General features: G+C 47.4%; 14 protein-coding genes. 13 read left to right on the forward strand and 1 reads right to left on the reverse strand.

All coding sequences use genetic code 11. The annotated features are described in order from the left end of the window. Positions 1-586: 586 nt before the first annotated feature. Positions 587-1,168, forward strand: coding sequence for a DNA-3-methyladenine glycosylase (locus P9687_RS03500; protein ID WP_035189113.1), 582 nt, complete (start codon positions 587-589; stop codon positions 1,166-1,168). 199 nt (positions 1,169-1,367) lie between these two features. Here P9687_RS03500 and P9687_RS03505 read toward each other — a convergent pair whose 3' ends face one another. Further along, positions 1,368-1,619 carry a hypothetical protein gene (locus tag P9687_RS03505; protein ID WP_017551656.1) on the reverse strand — a complete coding sequence of 84 codons (252 nt, stop codon included), beginning with the start codon at positions 1,617-1,619 and terminating at the stop codon, positions 1,368-1,370. A 268-nt stretch (positions 1,620-1,887) separates the two neighbouring features. On the opposite strand from P9687_RS03505, the gene flaG reads away from it, so the two are divergent. The 12 genes from flaG (at position 1,888) to ftsX (ending at position 16,269) form a co-directional block, all read left to right on the forward strand. Then, the gene (flaG, locus tag P9687_RS03510; RefSeq protein ID WP_017551657.1) at positions 1,888-2,256 is read left to right on the forward strand and encodes a flagellar protein FlaG; all 369 of its coding nucleotides are present in this window, start codon (positions 1,888-1,890) and stop codon (positions 2,254-2,256) included. A gap of 12 nt (positions 2,257-2,268) precedes the next feature. Then, positions 2,269-4,377 carry a flagellar filament capping protein FliD gene (fliD, locus tag P9687_RS03515; RefSeq protein WP_326244082.1) on the forward strand — a complete coding sequence of 703 codons (2,109 nt, stop codon included), beginning with the start codon at positions 2,269-2,271 and terminating at the stop codon, positions 4,375-4,377. A 21-nt stretch (positions 4,378-4,398) separates the two neighbouring features. Beyond that, complete coding sequence (gene fliS / locus P9687_RS03520) at positions 4,399-4,803, forward strand: flagellar export chaperone FliS (protein WP_014095877.1); 405 nt, start codon at positions 4,399-4,401, stop codon at positions 4,801-4,803. Then, positions 4,800-5,147 carry a flagellar protein FliT gene (locus tag P9687_RS03525; protein ID WP_026104639.1) on the forward strand — a complete coding sequence of 116 codons (348 nt, stop codon included), beginning with the start codon at positions 4,800-4,802 and terminating at the stop codon, positions 5,145-5,147. Before fliS ends, P9687_RS03525 begins: the two co-directional genes overlap by 4 nt. Before the next feature lie 247 nt (positions 5,148-5,394). Next, the gene (gene hpf, locus P9687_RS03530) at positions 5,395-5,958 is read left to right on the forward strand and encodes a ribosome hibernation-promoting factor, HPF/YfiA family (RefSeq protein ID WP_017551661.1); all 564 of its coding nucleotides are present in this window, start codon (positions 5,395-5,397) and stop codon (positions 5,956-5,958) included. A 311-nt stretch (positions 5,959-6,269) separates the two neighbouring features. After that, positions 6,270-7,880 carry a gamma-glutamyltransferase family protein gene (locus P9687_RS03535; protein WP_328228544.1) on the forward strand — a complete coding sequence of 537 codons (1,611 nt, stop codon included), beginning with the start codon at positions 6,270-6,272 and terminating at the stop codon, positions 7,878-7,880. Between the two features lie 533 nt (positions 7,881-8,413). Then, on the forward strand, positions 8,414-10,930 hold the full coding sequence (gene secA, locus P9687_RS03540; RefSeq protein ID WP_328228545.1) for a preprotein translocase subunit SecA: 2,517 nt from the start codon (positions 8,414-8,416) through the stop codon (positions 10,928-10,930). 90 nt (positions 10,931-11,020) lie between these two features. Further along, positions 11,021-12,122, forward strand: a protein-coding gene (gene prfB / locus P9687_RS03545) for a peptide chain release factor 2 (RefSeq protein ID WP_100183734.1) whose coding sequence is annotated in 2 segments (ribosomal slippage) — positions 11,021-11,092 and positions 11,094-12,122 — 1,101 coding nt in all. Because the reading frame shifts where the segments join, the coding sequence is not laid out codon by codon here. A gap of 137 nt (positions 12,123-12,259) precedes the next feature. Then, a complete protein-coding gene (locus P9687_RS03550) occupies positions 12,260-13,123 on the forward strand; it encodes a YitT family protein (protein ID WP_328228546.1) in 864 nt (287 codons plus the stop codon). 57 nt (positions 13,124-13,180) lie between these two features. Then, positions 13,181-13,540, forward strand: a complete 360-nt coding sequence (gene cccB, locus P9687_RS03555; protein ID WP_328228547.1) for a cytochrome c551 — start codon at positions 13,181-13,183, stop codon at positions 13,538-13,540. 1,168 nt (positions 13,541-14,708) lie between these two features. After that, positions 14,709-15,395 (forward strand): cell division ATP-binding protein FtsE, encoded by a 687-nt coding sequence (ftsE, locus tag P9687_RS03560; RefSeq protein WP_026684159.1) that lies wholly within the window; start codon positions 14,709-14,711, stop codon positions 15,393-15,395. Beyond that, entirely contained in the window at positions 15,385-16,269 is an 885-nt protein-coding gene (ftsX, locus tag P9687_RS03565) for a permease-like cell division protein FtsX (RefSeq protein ID WP_014095867.1), read from the forward strand. The genes ftsE and ftsX overlap by 11 nt, the downstream gene beginning before the upstream one ends. Positions 16,270-16,330 lie beyond the last annotated feature (61 nt).

The following is a 16,330-nucleotide window of genomic DNA, read 5'->3' on the forward strand; positions in this document are numbered from 1 at the left end:
GAATGGAAAACATTTTTCCATTTCGGTTTATAATAAGGGAACGGTGTATAGGTTTTAAAACGAAGGAACCATTGCTGGATGGAAAGATGCGTTTGGTTCCGGATTCCGCAATCGCAGCAGCGTAGCCGTTATCGGTGGTGGGGGTTTTTTTAAAAGCGTGCGGGATATCCATTGTTGCCATTTCATGGGAAAGATTTTCATTCCGGTTTCCGTTCGTATTGCACGTAACCGTTATCGTGGCAAGGTATGTTTAAAAATACGAAGGAACCATTGCTGAATGGAAAGATGTTTTTGTCTCCGGCTTCAGAATGGGTGGGAAGAAAGGGGCCTTCGAAGCGTTCGGGATGTCAAACGTTCATTGCATAGAAAGAGTGTTCATTCCGGTTTTCGCTTATGCTCGGCGAAACCGCTGTCGAAAAATGCATGTTTAAGCGCATGAAAGATCCTTTACTGCACGGAAAGATGCTTTTTGGCTGGATACTATAGGATATGGAGTTAAAGTGCCCTTTGCCGGGTATCATGACTGTACGGAAAGTAGCGCCCCAGATAGAAAGGAGGCATTCAGGTGAGAAAAACCCCGTTGCTTATGCCTTTACCGGCGGATTTTTTTAAAAAAGATACGTTGGAGCTGGCACGTGCCCTTCTCGGTTGCCTGCTCGTCAAAGAGACGGAAGAAGGAACGGCGGCCGGTTTTATTGTCGAAACGGAAGCATACATGGGTGCATCGGACAGGGCCGCGCACAGTTATGGAAACCGGCGGACGAAAAGAACGGAAATCATGTACCATGGCCCGGGCCACGTGTATACATACCAAATGCATACCCATTGCCTCGTGAATGTCGTCAGTGGCCGGGAAGGCACTCCGGAAGCCATCCTGATCCGCGCCGTGGAACCTTTTATGGGAACGGAGCTAATGTTTGCCCGTCGGAAAGTCAAGGAAGCAAAGCAGCTTACAAACGGTCCGGGGAAATTGGCGAAAGCGCTCGGCATTACAATGGAAGACTACGGGCGCGTATTTTACGAACGCCCGCTCTTTATTGCGGAAGGATACGAACCGGAACAAATCGAAACCGGCCCGCGTATCGGGATCGATAACACCGGTGAAGCCAAACATTATCCGTACCGGTTCTGGATAAAAGAAAACCGTTATGTATCGAGGCGGGCGTAAACGGTAGGGTGGTGCGTGAAGAAAGTGCCGAAGAGAAAAAACACCGGCATGTAGCCGGTGCCGAACGATTTTATGAAAGCGAATTTTTCTCATCCCCTGAGTCCTACGATCATCGCTTATCCAAACGAGCAAATGATCCGTTTTTCTATTTTTTAATGGAGGCCGGCAAAATTGGGATAAGCCGGCCTCTTTCGCCAGTCTACCAGAAAAACCCGTAGCCGTACGGGAAGCCGTATCCGCCGTAAAAAGCCGGTCCGAGCAATGCCGATGTTGCTAGGCCGCCTGCAAACCCTCCAAGGAACGGGCCGAAACCGAATCCCCACGGTCTGAAACCCCATGGCCGGAAACCCCATGGCCGGAAACCCCATGGCCGGAAACCCCACGGCCGCAATCTTACATCTTCTTGGTGAAATGTTTCATAATAAGGAACTCCCTGATAATCTGTATTCAAAGTTTTTTCCTCCTCAACCCCATTATTTTTTGTACGATAAAGCATATGTGAAAAAACCGGTGTCTGTATGGGTATCTGCCTTTTATCCCAAAAATTTGCGCTGCATCCCCCGTGCGGCTCAAGTAAGGCATTCGCCAACGTGAAATTTTAAAGCGGCGGATGTTAAAAACGGCTGGAAATATCCGATACAAATAGTAGACAAAAAAGCGGTTTTGTTCCGCCATGAAACAAGGGGCGGGACACGCCGGAAAATAAGGAGATACTTGCTATGATTGGAGCGACGCAGTGGCAGGCTGCGCATCCGCCTCTTGCAAACAGCACACCGCAGGCACAAAAGGCAACCGAGGCGGATCAGGCCAGGCCAATTGTGACAAAAGAAAACAGGGAACAAAGCCTTCCCGCCAATGAAGAAACGAAAGAAAAAGTGAAAAAAGCGGTGGACCAGCTGAACCATTTCTTGTCCGGATCATCCACCCATTTAAAATTTCAATTTCATGACCAGCTGAAAGAATATTATGTTACGATTGTCGACGACAAGACGGACCAGGTGATTAAAGAAATTCCGCCGAAAAGGATTTTGGATACGTATGCCGATATGCTGCACCATGTCGGGATTCTGGCCGATGAAAAGGTATAAGGAGGGAATTGAATGACATCCATACAAAGAATCACAGGGCTTGCGAGCGGCATGGACATCGATTCCATTGTCGAAAAAATGATGACCGCGGCAAAACAGCCTTTGGTCAAACTGCAGCAGCAAAAGCAAATTTTGGAGTGGCAGGAAGAAGACTACCGGACGCTGAACCAAAAATATTTTGACTTCCGCTCCACGCTGTCCAACATGAAATTGACAACCAAGTACAGGGTGCGTACGACAACCTCGTCAAACGAAAATAATGTGACGGCCACTGCGGCAAATAATGCTGCACTCGGATCAGCAACCATCCAAAGCGTTACGCAACTGGCAACGGCTGCGACAAAAATCAGCGGATCAGGATCTGAAACGGCAACAACGATTTCCAAATCCGGTGCCAAAATCAAAGCGGACGCAAGCCTTTACAGCCAGACCGGGAACTTTTTAAACGGCATTACTTGGAACAACGGGGTCGTGGTCTCCCAGTCTTTTTCAGGAGACGGGGATGCGACGGCATCGGTCAAACTGTCCAATCCGCCTGTTTCAACAACGACGGACGGTATTACCTATTATGCTATGAATGTAAAAGTAAATGGCAAAACCTATCAGGTTGTAAATGATAAAAGCAATATTCCTGACAATGAAAAAGGCAATTATGCCGTTTATAACGCGGAAAGCGGCGTGTTGACATTTGACAGTGCGGTATCTTCGGGATCCAGCATCAATGTGGAGTATGTCGCGGGGGCGGTGACAGAAACAAAAACATTGGCCCAGGGTACGGCAACGATGCAGCTGGGGCATGGCTTGATCGCAACGGATGCGGGCGGAGATCAGGCGTTCAGCTTAAAAATCAACAATACAAACTATGTGCTCGAAAACGACAAACTGTACGCAGAATCCGATACAGGAAAAAGCAGTCCGATCGGTACGCTGGATGCTTCAACCGGCCTGATCACGTTTACGGATTCATCTGTATTAAGCGGAGAAAGCAACACAGTTTCCGTCACTTATTCATCAAAATATGCCACCATGTCACTCGGAAGTTATAATGAAGACGGAAGTATAAATAAAGCGACTTTTTATATTGATGGCACGGATTCTTTAAATACTGTCATGGCAGATGTAAACAACCATTCGACACTTGGGATCGGCATGTACTATGACGCAAATGCGGACAGGGTTTCGCTCACAAGAAAATCGACTGGAGACCTTAACAAAGACGGTGATGAAATCATCATTGGCGGGTCTGGCAATGATTTCTTAAATCAAACATTGCAGTTTAATGGCAGCAAAGAATCCGGCGGTGAGAATGCAAAATTTACGATGAACGGCCTGGAAACAGAACGTACGTCCAACACGTTCGCCATCAACGGCGTAACGTACACCCTTAAAAGCAAATTTGATACACCCGTCACGGTTACGGTCTCTAACGATACGGACACCATTTTCAAAAACATTAAAGATTTTGTGGGCCAGTATAACAGCCTGATTGATGCCGTGCAGTCGAAGCTGAATGAAGACCGCTACCCGGATTATGCGCCGCTTACGGACGACCAACGCAAGGAATTGACGGACACGCAGCAGGACCAATGGGATAAAAAAGCGAGAAGCGGCCTTTTAAGGAATGATATGACGCTGAAAAGTTCCCTGTCGAACATGCGGTCATTGATTTATTCAAAAGTAAATAACGCCAATATTTCATCCGAATACAGCCAATTATCAAGCATCGGCATCACGACAACTTCCGACTGGCTGGAAGGCGGCAAGCTGGAAATTGATGAAGACAAGCTGAAGGCTGCGATCCAAAACGATCCGGATTCGGTTGAACTCCTGTTTCGCGCGTCCGGTAGCACAACATCGGAAAAAGGCATTGTCCAAAGGCTGTACGACAGCGTCAATCAAACGTATAACACGATCGTTGACAAAGCCGGAAAGTCCACTTATGTGAACACCCAGTTCACGATTGGGAAAAACATCAACGATTTGACGGATAAAATTAGTGACATGAATGACAAACTGGACAAGCTTGAAGACCGTTATTATGCGCAGTTTACAGCGATGGAGCAAGCGATCCAAAAATATAACAGCCAATATACTTATTTATCCAGCTTTTTCAGTCAGTAATAGTTAAAGGAGGGGCCGCAAATGGCAACACGTAATCCATACCAGGCGTATCAGAACAACTCGATTGCAACCGCATCGCCGGGCGAGCTGACATTGATGCTGTACAATGGCTGCCTGAAGTTTATCCATTTGGCGAAAAAAGCCATTGAAAACAAAAATTTTGAAGAAAAAAATAAAAACATCCAAAAAGCGCAAAACATCATCCGTGAATTGATGATGACGCTCGATACGGGCAAATTTGAAGATGCAGAAAAGATGCTTTCCCTTTACGATTTTATCCTGCGCGAACTGATCCAGGCCAATGTGAAAAATGATATGTCAAAACTCGATACAGCGGAAGAGTTGGTAACGGGTTTCCGCGACACCTGGAAGCAGGTCATCCAGGCGAACCGCCGGCAAACATACGGGCAAGGCGGCAAAGTATGATGGGCGATCTAGCCGCCTGCCTGGAGCTAACGGAAGCGCTGCTTTCGGAATTTCATAAAGAGCAGCCGAGGGATACCTTGATCCAAAACGTCCACCGGCTCCTTGACCGACGCGGCGCGCTGCTTGCTGCCATGAAACCGCCTTTTTCCGCTGAAGCGCAATTGCTTGGAAGAAAAATCATGGATCTTGACAAACAATTGAAGCCCCTGATGCAGGAAACGCTGTCCGGCATCCGGAGCGACATCCAACAAGCTGCGAAAAAGAAAACGTCCATGAAGCAGTATATTAATCCGTACCAGTCCCTGCAGTTAAATGATGGAAGGTTTTATGACCGGAAAAGATAGGAGTTCTGATCAATGCAGAACTTCTTTTTTTCAGGGAAAGCCGTGTAAACTGCTTTTTACAGCACCATCGGAGGGGGATGACAAATATTTCTAAGAAAAATTCGCCAAAAAAGAAGGAATTTAGACAGGCAATGTGTAAATATATAAGTGTAAGATTATTAGAGAAGGCAGCGCTTTCACTGTTCAAAGTGAAAGTACGAGCATACCGCGGTATGCAAGGGGCTGCCAGTTATGAGGAGGGGTCCACATGATGAACTACAACATTCGTGGCGAAAACATTGAGGTAACTCCGGCGATTCGGGATTATATTGAGAAAAAAGTGAACAAGTTGGATCGGTATTTCGTAGAAACGCCAGACACTTCCGTCAATGTAAAACTTAAAGTCAATCCGGATAAAACTTCCAAAGTGGAAATTACGATTCCGATGCCGCAGGTTGTATTGCGTGCGGAAGAAACCAATGAGGATATGTATGCGGCAATTGACCTGATTGCTGACAAATTGGAGCGGCAAATCCGCAAACATAAAACAAAAGTAAACCGGAAACTGCGCGAAAAAGGAAGCACGAGGGAACTGTTCACTACTCAGGACACCGGACTTAAAGAAAAACAAGCCAGGAAAGAAGAAGACTCAGAACTGCAAATTGTGCGGACCAAACATTTTAACTTAAAACCGATGGACAGTGAAGAAGCAGTGCTGCAAATGAACCTTCTGGGCCATAACTTCTTCATTTACACCGATGCGGAAACAAATCATACGAACATCGTATATCGCCGCAAAGACGGCAAATACGGGCTGATTGAAACAAAATAAGGAACGGACGAAACAAGCACCCGCGGTGAATCCGCGGGTGCTTTTGCAGCGTGGGCCCATCCGGTGAATGCAAAACGGGCCCGGTAAAGCCGGGGGCGGTTTTTAAGCAAACAACGCAAGCCGAAAAGGAACGCGGCATCGGCAGAAGGATGAAAATCAGCCGGCGCATAGGTTTAGGGATAAAGAAAATGGCAAGGTAGGCAGGAGAAAAGCCCGGATGACAGACTGAAAACCGGAGCGGACGAGCAGCCGGCAAGGCCTACACTTGCGAACAGGAAAAAAGAGTGCATTTTATACGAGGGGGGAAAATGATGAACCTGGATTACTTGTATCATCCTTATGTATCCACCAGAAATACCATTTTTGCCAAAAAAGGAATGGTTGCCACTTCACAGCCGTTAGCTGCCCAGGCCGGCCTTGAAGCTTTACAAAAAGGCGGCAATGCGATTGATGCCGCTATTGCCGCAGCCGCCGCCTTAACGGTCGTGGAACCGGCTTCGAACGGCATCGGTTCAGATGCATTCGCCATGGTTTGGACGGGCGGGAAGCTGCATGGTTTAAATGCAAGCGGACCTGCCCCGCAGTCGATTTCCATTGAGGCTGTGAAAAAACAGGGGTATGAAAAAATGCCGGCTTATGGTGTGGTCCCGATTACGGTGCCGGGCGCGCCGGCAGCATGGGCGGCTCTATCGGAAAAATTCGGTCGGCTCCCTCTGACAGACGTTCTGCAACCGGCAATCCGGTATGCGGAAGAAGGGTACCCGCTGTCTCCGGTTTTGGGAAAATACTGGGAAAGGGCATTCCGCCGTTTTCAAACGATTTTTAAAGAAGAAATGTTCCGGCCATGGTTTGACACGTTTGCGCCGGACGGCACGGTGCCTGCAATCGGAGAAGTGTGGAAATCGCCCGGGCATGCCGCGGCATTGAAGGAAATTGCGGAAACGAAAGCAGAAAGTTTTTACAGGGGGCCGCTTGCAGAAAAAATCAGTGCCTTCATCCGGAAATGGGGCGGTTTTTTAAGCAGGGAAGATTTGGAAGCCTATCATCCCGAATGGGTGGAGCCGATTTCCACCAGCTACCGCGGTTATGAGGTGTGGGAAATGCCGCCGAACGGCCAGGGGCTTGTTGCGTTGATGGCGCTCAATATTGCGCGCGGATTTGAATTCCGTGAAAAAGACTGCGTGGATACCTATCATAAACAAATTGAGGCAATGAAACTCGCTTTTACGGACGGTAAAGCGTTCATTACAGATGCCGGGGAAATGAAGGCGGACATTGCACATTTGCTTTCGGAAGGCTATGCTGCAAACCGGCGCAGGTTGATCGGGGATCTGGCGCTGGATCCGGAACCGTATGAACTGCCAAAGAGCGGCACTGTCTATTTGGCGGCGGCGGACGGGGAAGGAAATATGGTTTCTTATATCCAAAGCAATTATATGGGATTCGGCTCCGGTATTGTCGTTCCGGGCACAGGCATTGCCTTGCAAAATCGGGGGCATGATTTTTCTTTGGATGAAACGCATGTGAATGCATTGAAAGCCGGGAAAAAGACGTATCATACGATTATTCCCGGCTTTTTAACAAAAGACGGGGAAGCTGTCGGGCCGTTTGGCGTAATGGGTGGCTATATGCAACCACAGGGCCACTTCCAAGTGATCATGAACACGATTGATTTTCATCTTCATCCGCAGCAGGCGCTGGATGCCCCGAGATGGCAATGGACGGAAGGGAAAAAAGTGCTGGTGGAACCCCATTTTCCGAATCACCTTGTGCAAGGGCTGATTCGAAAAGGGCATGATGTTCAAGTGGCTGCGGATACGGGAGGTTTCGGCCGCGGTCAGATCATCTGGCGGAATCCGGACACGGGCGTACTGATGGGCGGCACGGAATCGCGTGCGGACGGCATGGTTGCGGCCTGGTAAAACGCTTTTCTAATTTTAAATGAGTGCGCGCGCCGCTTCAATTTTATTCAGCACAGTGGCCTGAACATTCCAAACAGGAAAAGCCGGAATCGGTTGTCCGACCATGTAAAAGGAATCTAACCATTTGCATCAAGTCCGGGCACGATGTCTTTTTACAGCAGGCAACAGCGCAGCAATATTTTGTTCATTTTATATAGCCTTAAGCACCGGCAGCACCCTCAATCCGGTCTCTTCCGCCCGGGCCTGCTGCCCACCCCGGGTTCTTTTGTTGTATGCACTCCGTTTCAGTGTTAAAATACAATAAGGTATATTTCAGGAAACAAAATACACGGACCCGGCTGCATCCGGGACTGTATCATCGGAATTTTCCTCAAAAAGCATGGAAACCCTGGTTTGACACGGCCGGGAAAACCCGGCGAAAAAAGAGACGCAGAAAAGAAACTGTGCTATAATTAAAATTTAAAAGTCATGGCAATTACAATGATAGGGCCGAAACAGTCCTGTTTTGATACTGAAATAAAGGAGCGTTTTGAATGGTGGCTTTTTTGGACAAAGTTTTTGATGCCAACAAACGTGAACTGAAACATCTTGAGAAGATCGCAAACCAGATTGAGGAATTGGCGTCGGATATGGAAAAGCTGTCGGATGAGCAGCTGCGCGACAAGACGGAAGAGTTTAAGCAGCGTTACCAAAACGGCGAGAGCCTTGATGACCTGCTTGTGGAAGCTTTTGCGGTTGTCCGGGAAGGCGCCAGACGTGTGCTCGGGCTTTATCCTTATCATGTCCAGCTGATGGGCGGTATTACGCTCCATGAAGGAAATATTGCCGAAATGAAAACCGGTGAAGGAAAAACGCTGACCGCGACGATGCCGGTTTATTTGAACGCCCTGTCCGGAAAAGGCGTCCATGTCGTCACAGTGAACGAATACTTGGCGAAGCGGGATGCCGAGGAAATGGGCAAGCTGTACCAATTTCTTGGGCTTACTGTCGGCCTGAATTTAACCAATATGTCGAACGAAGAAAAACAGGCCGCATATGCAGCAGATATCACATACGGGACGAACAATGAATTCGGCTTCGATTATTTGCGCGACAATATGGTGCTCTACCAAGAACAAAAAGTGCAGCGGCCGCTTTATTTTGCGGTCATCGATGAAGTCGACTCGATTTTAATCGATGAAGCGCGGACGCCGCTTATTATTTCCGGACAAGCCGAAAAATCGACGGCACTGTATACACAAGCGAACGCATTTGTGCGTACATTGGAAAAAGAAAAAGATTACACTTATGACGTGAAAACGAAGAGCGTACTGCTGACGGAAGATGGCATCACGAAAGCCGAAAAATATTTTCATATCGACAACCTGTACGATATCCGCAATGTGACAATCAACCACCATATTAACCAGGCGCTGAAAGCCAATGTTGTGATGCACCGGGATGTCGACTATGTTGTGCAGGACGGGGAAATCATCATCGTCGACCAGTTCACCGGCCGCCTGATGAAAGGCCGCCGTTTCAGTGAAGGGCTCCATCAGGCGATTGAAGCAAAAGAGGGCGTGGAGATCCAGAACGAAAGCATGACGATGGCCACGATCACATTCCAGAACTATTTCCGGATGTATGCGAAGCTGGCCGGGATGACCGGTACAGCGAAAACGGAAGAAGAAGAATTCCGCAACATTTATAACATGCGTGTTGTCGTGATCCCGACAAACCGCCCGATCATCCGCGATGACCGGCCGGATTTGATTTACAAAACGATGGAAGGCAAGTTCAGAGCGGTTGTTGAGGATATAAAGCAGCGGCACGACCTTGGCCAGCCGATACTTGTCGGGACGGTGGCGATCGAAACGTCTGAATTGATTTCCCGAATGCTGAAAAAGAAAGGCGTCCCGCATAACGTGTTGAACGCGAAAAACCATGCGCGTGAAGCGGAGATCATCAAACAGGCCGGGCAAAAAGGCGCGGTCACGATCGCGACGAACATGGCCGGGCGCGGTACCGATATCAAGCTTGGCGACGGTGTCGTGGAACTGGGCGGCCTTGCCGTTATCGGAACTGAACGCCATGAATCAAGGCGGATCGACAACCAGTTGCGTGGGCGTTCCGGACGCCAAGGAGATCCCGGGATCACACAGTTTTATCTGTCAATGGAAGATGAACTGATGCGTCGTTTCGGATCGGATAATATGAAGAGCATGATGGAACGGCTCGGCATGGATGATACGCAGCCGATCCAGAGCAAAATGGTGTCGCGCGCCGTTGAATCTGCACAAAAACGGGTGGAAGGCAATAACTTCGATGCCCGGAAACAACTGCTCCAATATGATGATGTTCTCCGGCAACAGCGTGAGATCATCTATAAGCAGCGCGATGAAGTACTGACGGCGGATAATTTGCGTGAAATCGTTGAAAAAATGATCCGCTCGGTCGTAGAACGCGTTGTCAACGCTAATGCACCGCTTCATGAAGATGAGGAAGAATGGAACTTGCAGGGCATTGTCGATTATGTCTTGACCAATCTGCTTCGTGAAGGCGACATCTCACGGGAAGACTTGCTCGGAAAAGAACCGGACGAAATGGTTGACTTGATCATGGCAAAAGTGAAGATGCGCTATGATGAAAAAGAAGAAGCATTCGGGCCGGAACAGATGCGCGAATTTGAAAAAGTCATTTTGCTGCGCTCTGTTGACTCAAAATGGATCGACCATATTGATGCGATGGACCATCTCCGCGAAGGGATCCACTTGCGCGCGTACGGCCAGATCGACCCGCTGCGCGAATACCAGTCGGAAGGCTTTGCCATGTTTGAAAATATGGTTGCATCCATCGAGGAAGATACGGCAAAATATATTATGAAAGCAGAAATCCAAACCAATCTGGAGCGCCAGGAAGTGGCAAAGGGCCAGGCTGTCGTGCCGGGCGGGGAAGAAACAATTGTGAAGAAAAAACCGATCCGCAAAAAAGTGCGCATCGGCCGGAATGACCCTTGCCCGTGCGGTAGCGGCAAAAAGTATAAAAACTGCCACGGCCGGCTTGAGGCTTAAAATCAGGCAGGCATACGTAAAAAAGGAGGGGCAAAACGCCGCCCTTCTTTTTTGCGGAAAACAGCAGAAAAATTTAATGAGGTGAATGGAATGGAGTTATCAGAAATTAGAGCGGAATTGGAAAATACAGCTAAGAAATTAGCGGGTTTCAGGGGGTCTCTTTGAATTAGAAGAAAAAGAGACACGTATTGCTGAACTGGAAGAAAGAATGCTGGAACCGAACTTTTGGGACGACCAGCAGGAAGCACAAAAAATTATTAATGAATCCAATGCTTTAAAAGAAATGGTAAACGGCTACCGTGAACTCGAGTCGCAACAGGAGGATCTCGAAGTCACGCACGAACTGGCCAAAGAAGAAAATGACTCGGAACTGAAAGAAGAGCTCGAGGCTGAGCTTGAAGCGTTCACGGAAAAATTAAATGAATACGAGCTGCAGCTGCTTTTAAACGGGCCGTATGATGCGAACAATGCAATTTTGGAGCTGCACCCAGGAGCGGGCGGTACGGAATCCCAGGACTGGTGTTCCATGCTGCTCAGAATGTATACACGCTGGGGCGAGAAAAAAGGCTTTAAAGTCGAAACCCTTGATTACCTCCCGGGCGACGAAGCCGGTGTGAAAAGTGTCACCCTTCTTTTCAAAGGGCATAATGCGTATGGTTATCTTAAAGCGGAAAAAGGCATTCACCGTCTTGTCCGGATCTCGCCGTTTGATGCAGCCGGCCGGCGCCACACTTCGTTCGTCTCGTGCGAAGTGATGCCGGAAATAGACGACAATATTGAAGTGGAAATCCGGCCGGAAGATTTGCGTGTCGACACATACCGGGCAAGTGGTGCAGGCGGCCAGCACATTAACAAAACATCTTCAGCTGTCCGGATGACCCATATTCCGACCGGGATTGTCGTCTCCTGCCAATCGGAACGTTCGCAAATTCAGAACCGCGAACAAGCCATGAAAATGCTGAAAGCGAAATTGTACCAAAAAGAAGTAGAAGAAAAAGAAAAACAATTGGCAGAAATCCGCGGTGAACAGAAAGAGATCGGATGGGGCAGCCAAATTCGTTCTTATGTGTTCCATCCCTATTCGATGGTAAAAGATCACCGCACAAATGTTGAAACAGGGAATGTCCAGGCGGTGATGGATGGCGAAATTGATCCGTTCATTGACGCTTACCTGCGTGCGCATATTTCGTAATGAGAAAAAGTTTTTCTGAAAAATTGAACGCATGACAGGCCGGATGCCACAATGCCAGAAAATATAGAGGGGTGCGAAACAAGCGGTCCTGTATATTGGTGTGTGGCATCCGTTTTTTTATGAAAAGGGGGAGGGAAATGGCAAATAAAAGGAGAAAGCCGGAGAACAAATACTGGACGATGCTGAAAGAATACATTTATATCCTTGCTGGATCAGCGATCGTTGCCATTACATTTAATGTTTTCCTGCTTCCAAATAATATTGCGTCCGGCGGCGTCAGCGGGATCAGCACGATTTTGCACGGATTGTTCGGATGGAAGCCGGCTTACGTGCAATGGGGGCTCAACATTCCGCTATTTATTGCCGGCCTCATTTTTTTAGGTTACCAATTTGGCATTAAAACACTTGTTGGCACCGTGTTTTTGCCGTTTGTCGTTTTTTTAACGGAAGATTGGCAGCCGTGGACGCATGACGCATTGCTGGCCGCACTTTTTGGTGGAATCGGCGTCGGGGCTGGGCTCGGGATTGTGTTTCTTGGCAGGGCTTCAACCGGCGGAACCGATTTGGCCGCGCAAATTATCCATAAATTTACCGGCATCTCACTCGGGAAATGTGTACTTGCGATTGACGGGCTTGTTGTCCTGTCAGCAGCTGCCGTTTTTGATATTGAAAAGGGTTTGTATGCAATCATCGGGCTGTTTGTCACAAGCAAGACCATTGACCTCGTCCAGGTCGGACTGAACCGTTCGAAAAATGTGCTCATTATTTCCGACAAATACGAGGATATCCGGAAAGAGATTTTGTTCCAGATCGACCGCGGGGTTACAAGGCTCCCTGCATATGGCGGATTTACCGATCAGGAAAAACCGATTCTGATGTGTGTCGTCGACCAGTCTGAATTTATTAAGTTAAGAAACCTTGTCAAAACCATTGACGGGAAGGCATTTGTTGTTGTGATGGATGCCGCCGAAGTGCTGGGCGAAGGTTTTAACATGCCGTAGCCGCGCGTTTACGCGTTTTTCGTATTTCTTGCCAAGCCCGGGCGGCCATCCGGTATAATGGAAGAAGAATGTGCACAGGAGGGAGGGCTTCGTGTGAAAAAATGGCGCGCAGCTTTGGCGGCGGTTCTGCTTGCAGCCGGGCTTGCTGCCTGCGGGAACGGGTCTCCATCATCAGGCGGCGGGAAAAACACGGCAAGTGGCGGCGATGCCGAAAAACTGGCAGACCAAAAATGTTCTGCCTGCCATGGCGACCAATTGCAGGGGAACGTCGGGCCGAATTTGCAGCATATCGGTTCTAAGCTCAGCGAAAAACAGATTTTAAATGTCATTGAAAACGGAAAAGGAGACATGCCGAAAGGGCTTTTAAAGGGAGACGATGCCCAAAAAGTCGCGAAATGGCTTTCCAAGAAAAAATGACAAAAACGGACCGGAAAACCGGCCCGTTTTTTGATATAAGTGGAAATTTTTCTACAGCAACTGCAAAAATACCGGCTCAGTATGGGCTAAAAAGGCAAGCGTTACGCGACCTTTTTGAAAAAACGAAAAAATAAAATTAAACGTTTACAAATATAAAAGCCGTGTGTTATAATGTAAAAAAATTTCCAATAGGTTGTAATACAGGAAATAAATTCACATCATGTTTCTGTTATTCGTTTGTACCTTTGTACTACTTCTAACCATACGGAGATGGGTTTACAAAAACGGGAAGCCAAAGAGATAATGGATCTTTATGGAAGAATGGGGGAGAAAAATCATGGGGTTTTGGGTCATGCTTTTTTGCTTTGTTGTCGGAATTGTTCTTCTTGTGAACAGCTTTAAGTACAGGAAAAACAAGACAGCCAGATTTGGGATTGAACTTGTAGTCGGGTTCATTTTTTTGGCAATATCAGTATATATGGCACTGCCAAAATGAGAATGCTTATGATATAAAGGAATCATTTGTAACCATGCTATCTATATTACAATTGATTAGTAGTGGTTAGGTTCAGGCATTATTATGATCTTCGTACCAACTAACATTACAGGTCAAGGATATAATGAAAATAGATGAATAGGGACATTTTTAGTGGCGGACTGTGTTGTAAGCGTAATTTCTTTTATTACCGGGTTTTTTTCGAAAAAGTGAATGCGAGGACACAGTGAATGAAAATAGGGATTCCCATACGACGGGAATCCCTATTTTTTGTCGAGGGAGGGAGAATGATGGGGAAGTGTCAACGGTATTCATTTATAGTTTCAGACAAGGCTTAAAAAGTTCCAAAATGCGAAGCGATCCTCAAAAAAATGTTCACCCCCATTAGAAAATTTGAAACAAAACTGTAATGTCGCTCAAGGGTAGGGATGCTATAATAATAAATGTGCGAATTTCGAGCAATTATGCGAATTCTCGCGCGTTGAAAAGAGAAAAAAGTCAAATTTTTATGCGGAAAGGTTTTCACACAGCCTTTTCTTACAGCAAATCATCCTGTACGGCTCTTTTACAGGGACGGGTGTGCAGGGAATGCAAAAATTGGCGTTTTTTGCCGGTGCCGTTGACACATTTTTCATTCCGGCACGTTACATTGAAAAAAAGCTAGGTGAGGAAATGATAGAATTAAAGGACGTCTATAAAAAGTACCCGAACGGCGTCATGGCTGTGAGCGGGTTAAATATAAAAATCAACCAGGGCGAATTTGTTTATATCGTTGGCCCGAGCGGCGCGGGTAAGTCCACGCTCGTCAAACTGATTTACCGCGAAGAAAAGCCGACAGCAGGGACCGTCACTGTAAACGGCATCAATCTTTCAAAACTCCGGGACAAACGAATCCCTTATTTCCGACGGCAGATCGGTGTCGTATTCCAGGATTTTAAGCTGCTACCGACATTGACTGTATATGAAAATATCGCGTTTGCTCTCGAAGTGATCGAGCAGGAACCTTCTTATATCCGGAGCCGCGTCATGGAAGTACTCGACCAGGTCGGGTTGAAAAATAAAGCAAGAATGCTGCCTTCTGAGTTGTCCGGCGGTGAACAGCAGCGGGTTTCCATCGCGCGTTCCATCGTCAACATGCCGAAAGTGGTCATTGCCGACGAGCCGACAGGAAACCTCGACCCGGAAACTTCATGGGACATTATGAAAATCCTCGAAGACATCAACGTAACCGGGACAACGGTTGTCATGGCTACCCATAACCGTGATATTGTAAACACAAACAAGCACCGCGTCATTGCCATTGAAGGCGGGAAAGTGGTGCGCGATGAGCAGCTGGGAGGTTACGGTTATGAAGATTAATACGCTTAAACGCCACTTCCGGGAAAGTTTTAAAAGCCTTGGCCGGAATGGCTGGATGATGTTTGCATCGGCAAGTGCCGTAACGATTACCCTGCTTCTTGTCGGCGTATTTTTCGTGATCATCCTGAACATGAATAAATTTGCTTCCGATATTGAAAACGACGTGGAAATTCGCGTCCATATCGACTTAGCGGCGAAGGCTGCCGACAGGGAAAAACTGGAAAGCGAGATTGAGAGTCTGAATGCCGTCAATTCCGTCAAGTTTTCTTCTAAACAACAGGAACTAAAAGAATTGATTAAAAGAATGGGTGATGACTTTAAACTGTTCCAGCAGGACAACCCATTGTATGACGTATTTATTGTCAAAACAAAGCAGCCGACGGACACGCCAAAAGTTGCGGCGCAAATTCAAAAAATGGACCATGTCGAATCCGTCATTTATGGTAAAGGAAAAGTGGAAAAGCTGTTCCATGTTTTAAGTATCTGCCGCAATGTCGGGCTTGTGTTAATCATTGCCCTGCTGCTTACGGCGATGTTCCTTATCTCAAATACGATTAAAATTACGATTTTTGCCAGAAGAAAAGAAATCGAGATTATGAAACTGGTAGGGGCGACAAACTGGTTTATCCGCTGGCCGTTTCTTCTCGAAGGGCTCTGGCTCGGAATCCTGGGGTCCATTCTGCCGATTGTGCTGATTTCCTTCGGCTATTACTCTGTTTATAAAATCGTAGAGCCGAAGCTGCAAAACAATATTATCCATATGCTTGATATCAGCCCGTTCATTTACGGCGTAGACGGCCTGCTGCTTGTACTTGGCGTCTGCATTGGAATCTGGGGCAGTTCGATGTCGATCCGCCGTTATTTGAAAGTGTAACGGGAACGGCCGGGATGCATTCCACTCCCGTCCGCCTGATTTTTTATTCTATACCCTTTCT

The sequence above is a fragment of the Weizmannia sp. CD-2023 genome, assembly GCF_036225245.1.
Taxonomy (GTDB): Bacteria; Bacillota; Bacilli; order Bacillales; family Bacillaceae_C; genus Weizmannia; species Weizmannia faecalis.

Coding starts and splice junctions, on each gene's coding strand:
- hpf (WP_017551661.1), top strand. CDS start 5,395: ATGATGAACTACAACATTCGTGGCGAAAACATTGAGGTAACTCCGGCG.
- P9687_RS03535 (WP_328228544.1), top strand. CDS start 6,270: ATGAACCTGGATTACTTGTATCATCCTTATGTATCCACCAGAAATACC.
- ftsX (WP_014095867.1), top strand. CDS start 15,385: ATGAAGATTAATACGCTTAAACGCCACTTCCGGGAAAGTTTTAAAAGC.
- fliS (WP_014095877.1), top strand. CDS start 4,399: ATGGCAACACGTAATCCATACCAGGCGTATCAGAACAACTCGATTGCA.
- cccB (WP_328228547.1), top strand. CDS start 13,181: ATGGAAGAAGAATGTGCACAGGAGGGAGGGCTTCGTGTGAAAAAATGG.
- ftsE (WP_026684159.1), top strand. CDS start 14,709: ATGATAGAATTAAAGGACGTCTATAAAAAGTACCCGAACGGCGTCATG.
- fliD (WP_326244082.1), top strand. CDS start 2,269: ATGACATCCATACAAAGAATCACAGGGCTTGCGAGCGGCATGGACATC.
- P9687_RS03550 (WP_328228546.1), top strand. CDS start 12,260: ATGGCAAATAAAAGGAGAAAGCCGGAGAACAAATACTGGACGATGCTG.
- P9687_RS03500 (WP_035189113.1), top strand. CDS start 587: ATGCCTTTACCGGCGGATTTTTTTAAAAAAGATACGTTGGAGCTGGCA.
- flaG (WP_017551657.1), top strand. CDS start 1,888: ATGATTGGAGCGACGCAGTGGCAGGCTGCGCATCCGCCTCTTGCAAAC.
- P9687_RS03525 (WP_026104639.1), top strand. CDS start 4,800: ATGATGGGCGATCTAGCCGCCTGCCTGGAGCTAACGGAAGCGCTGCTT.
- secA (WP_328228545.1), top strand. CDS start 8,414: ATGGTGGCTTTTTTGGACAAAGTTTTTGATGCCAACAAACGTGAACTG.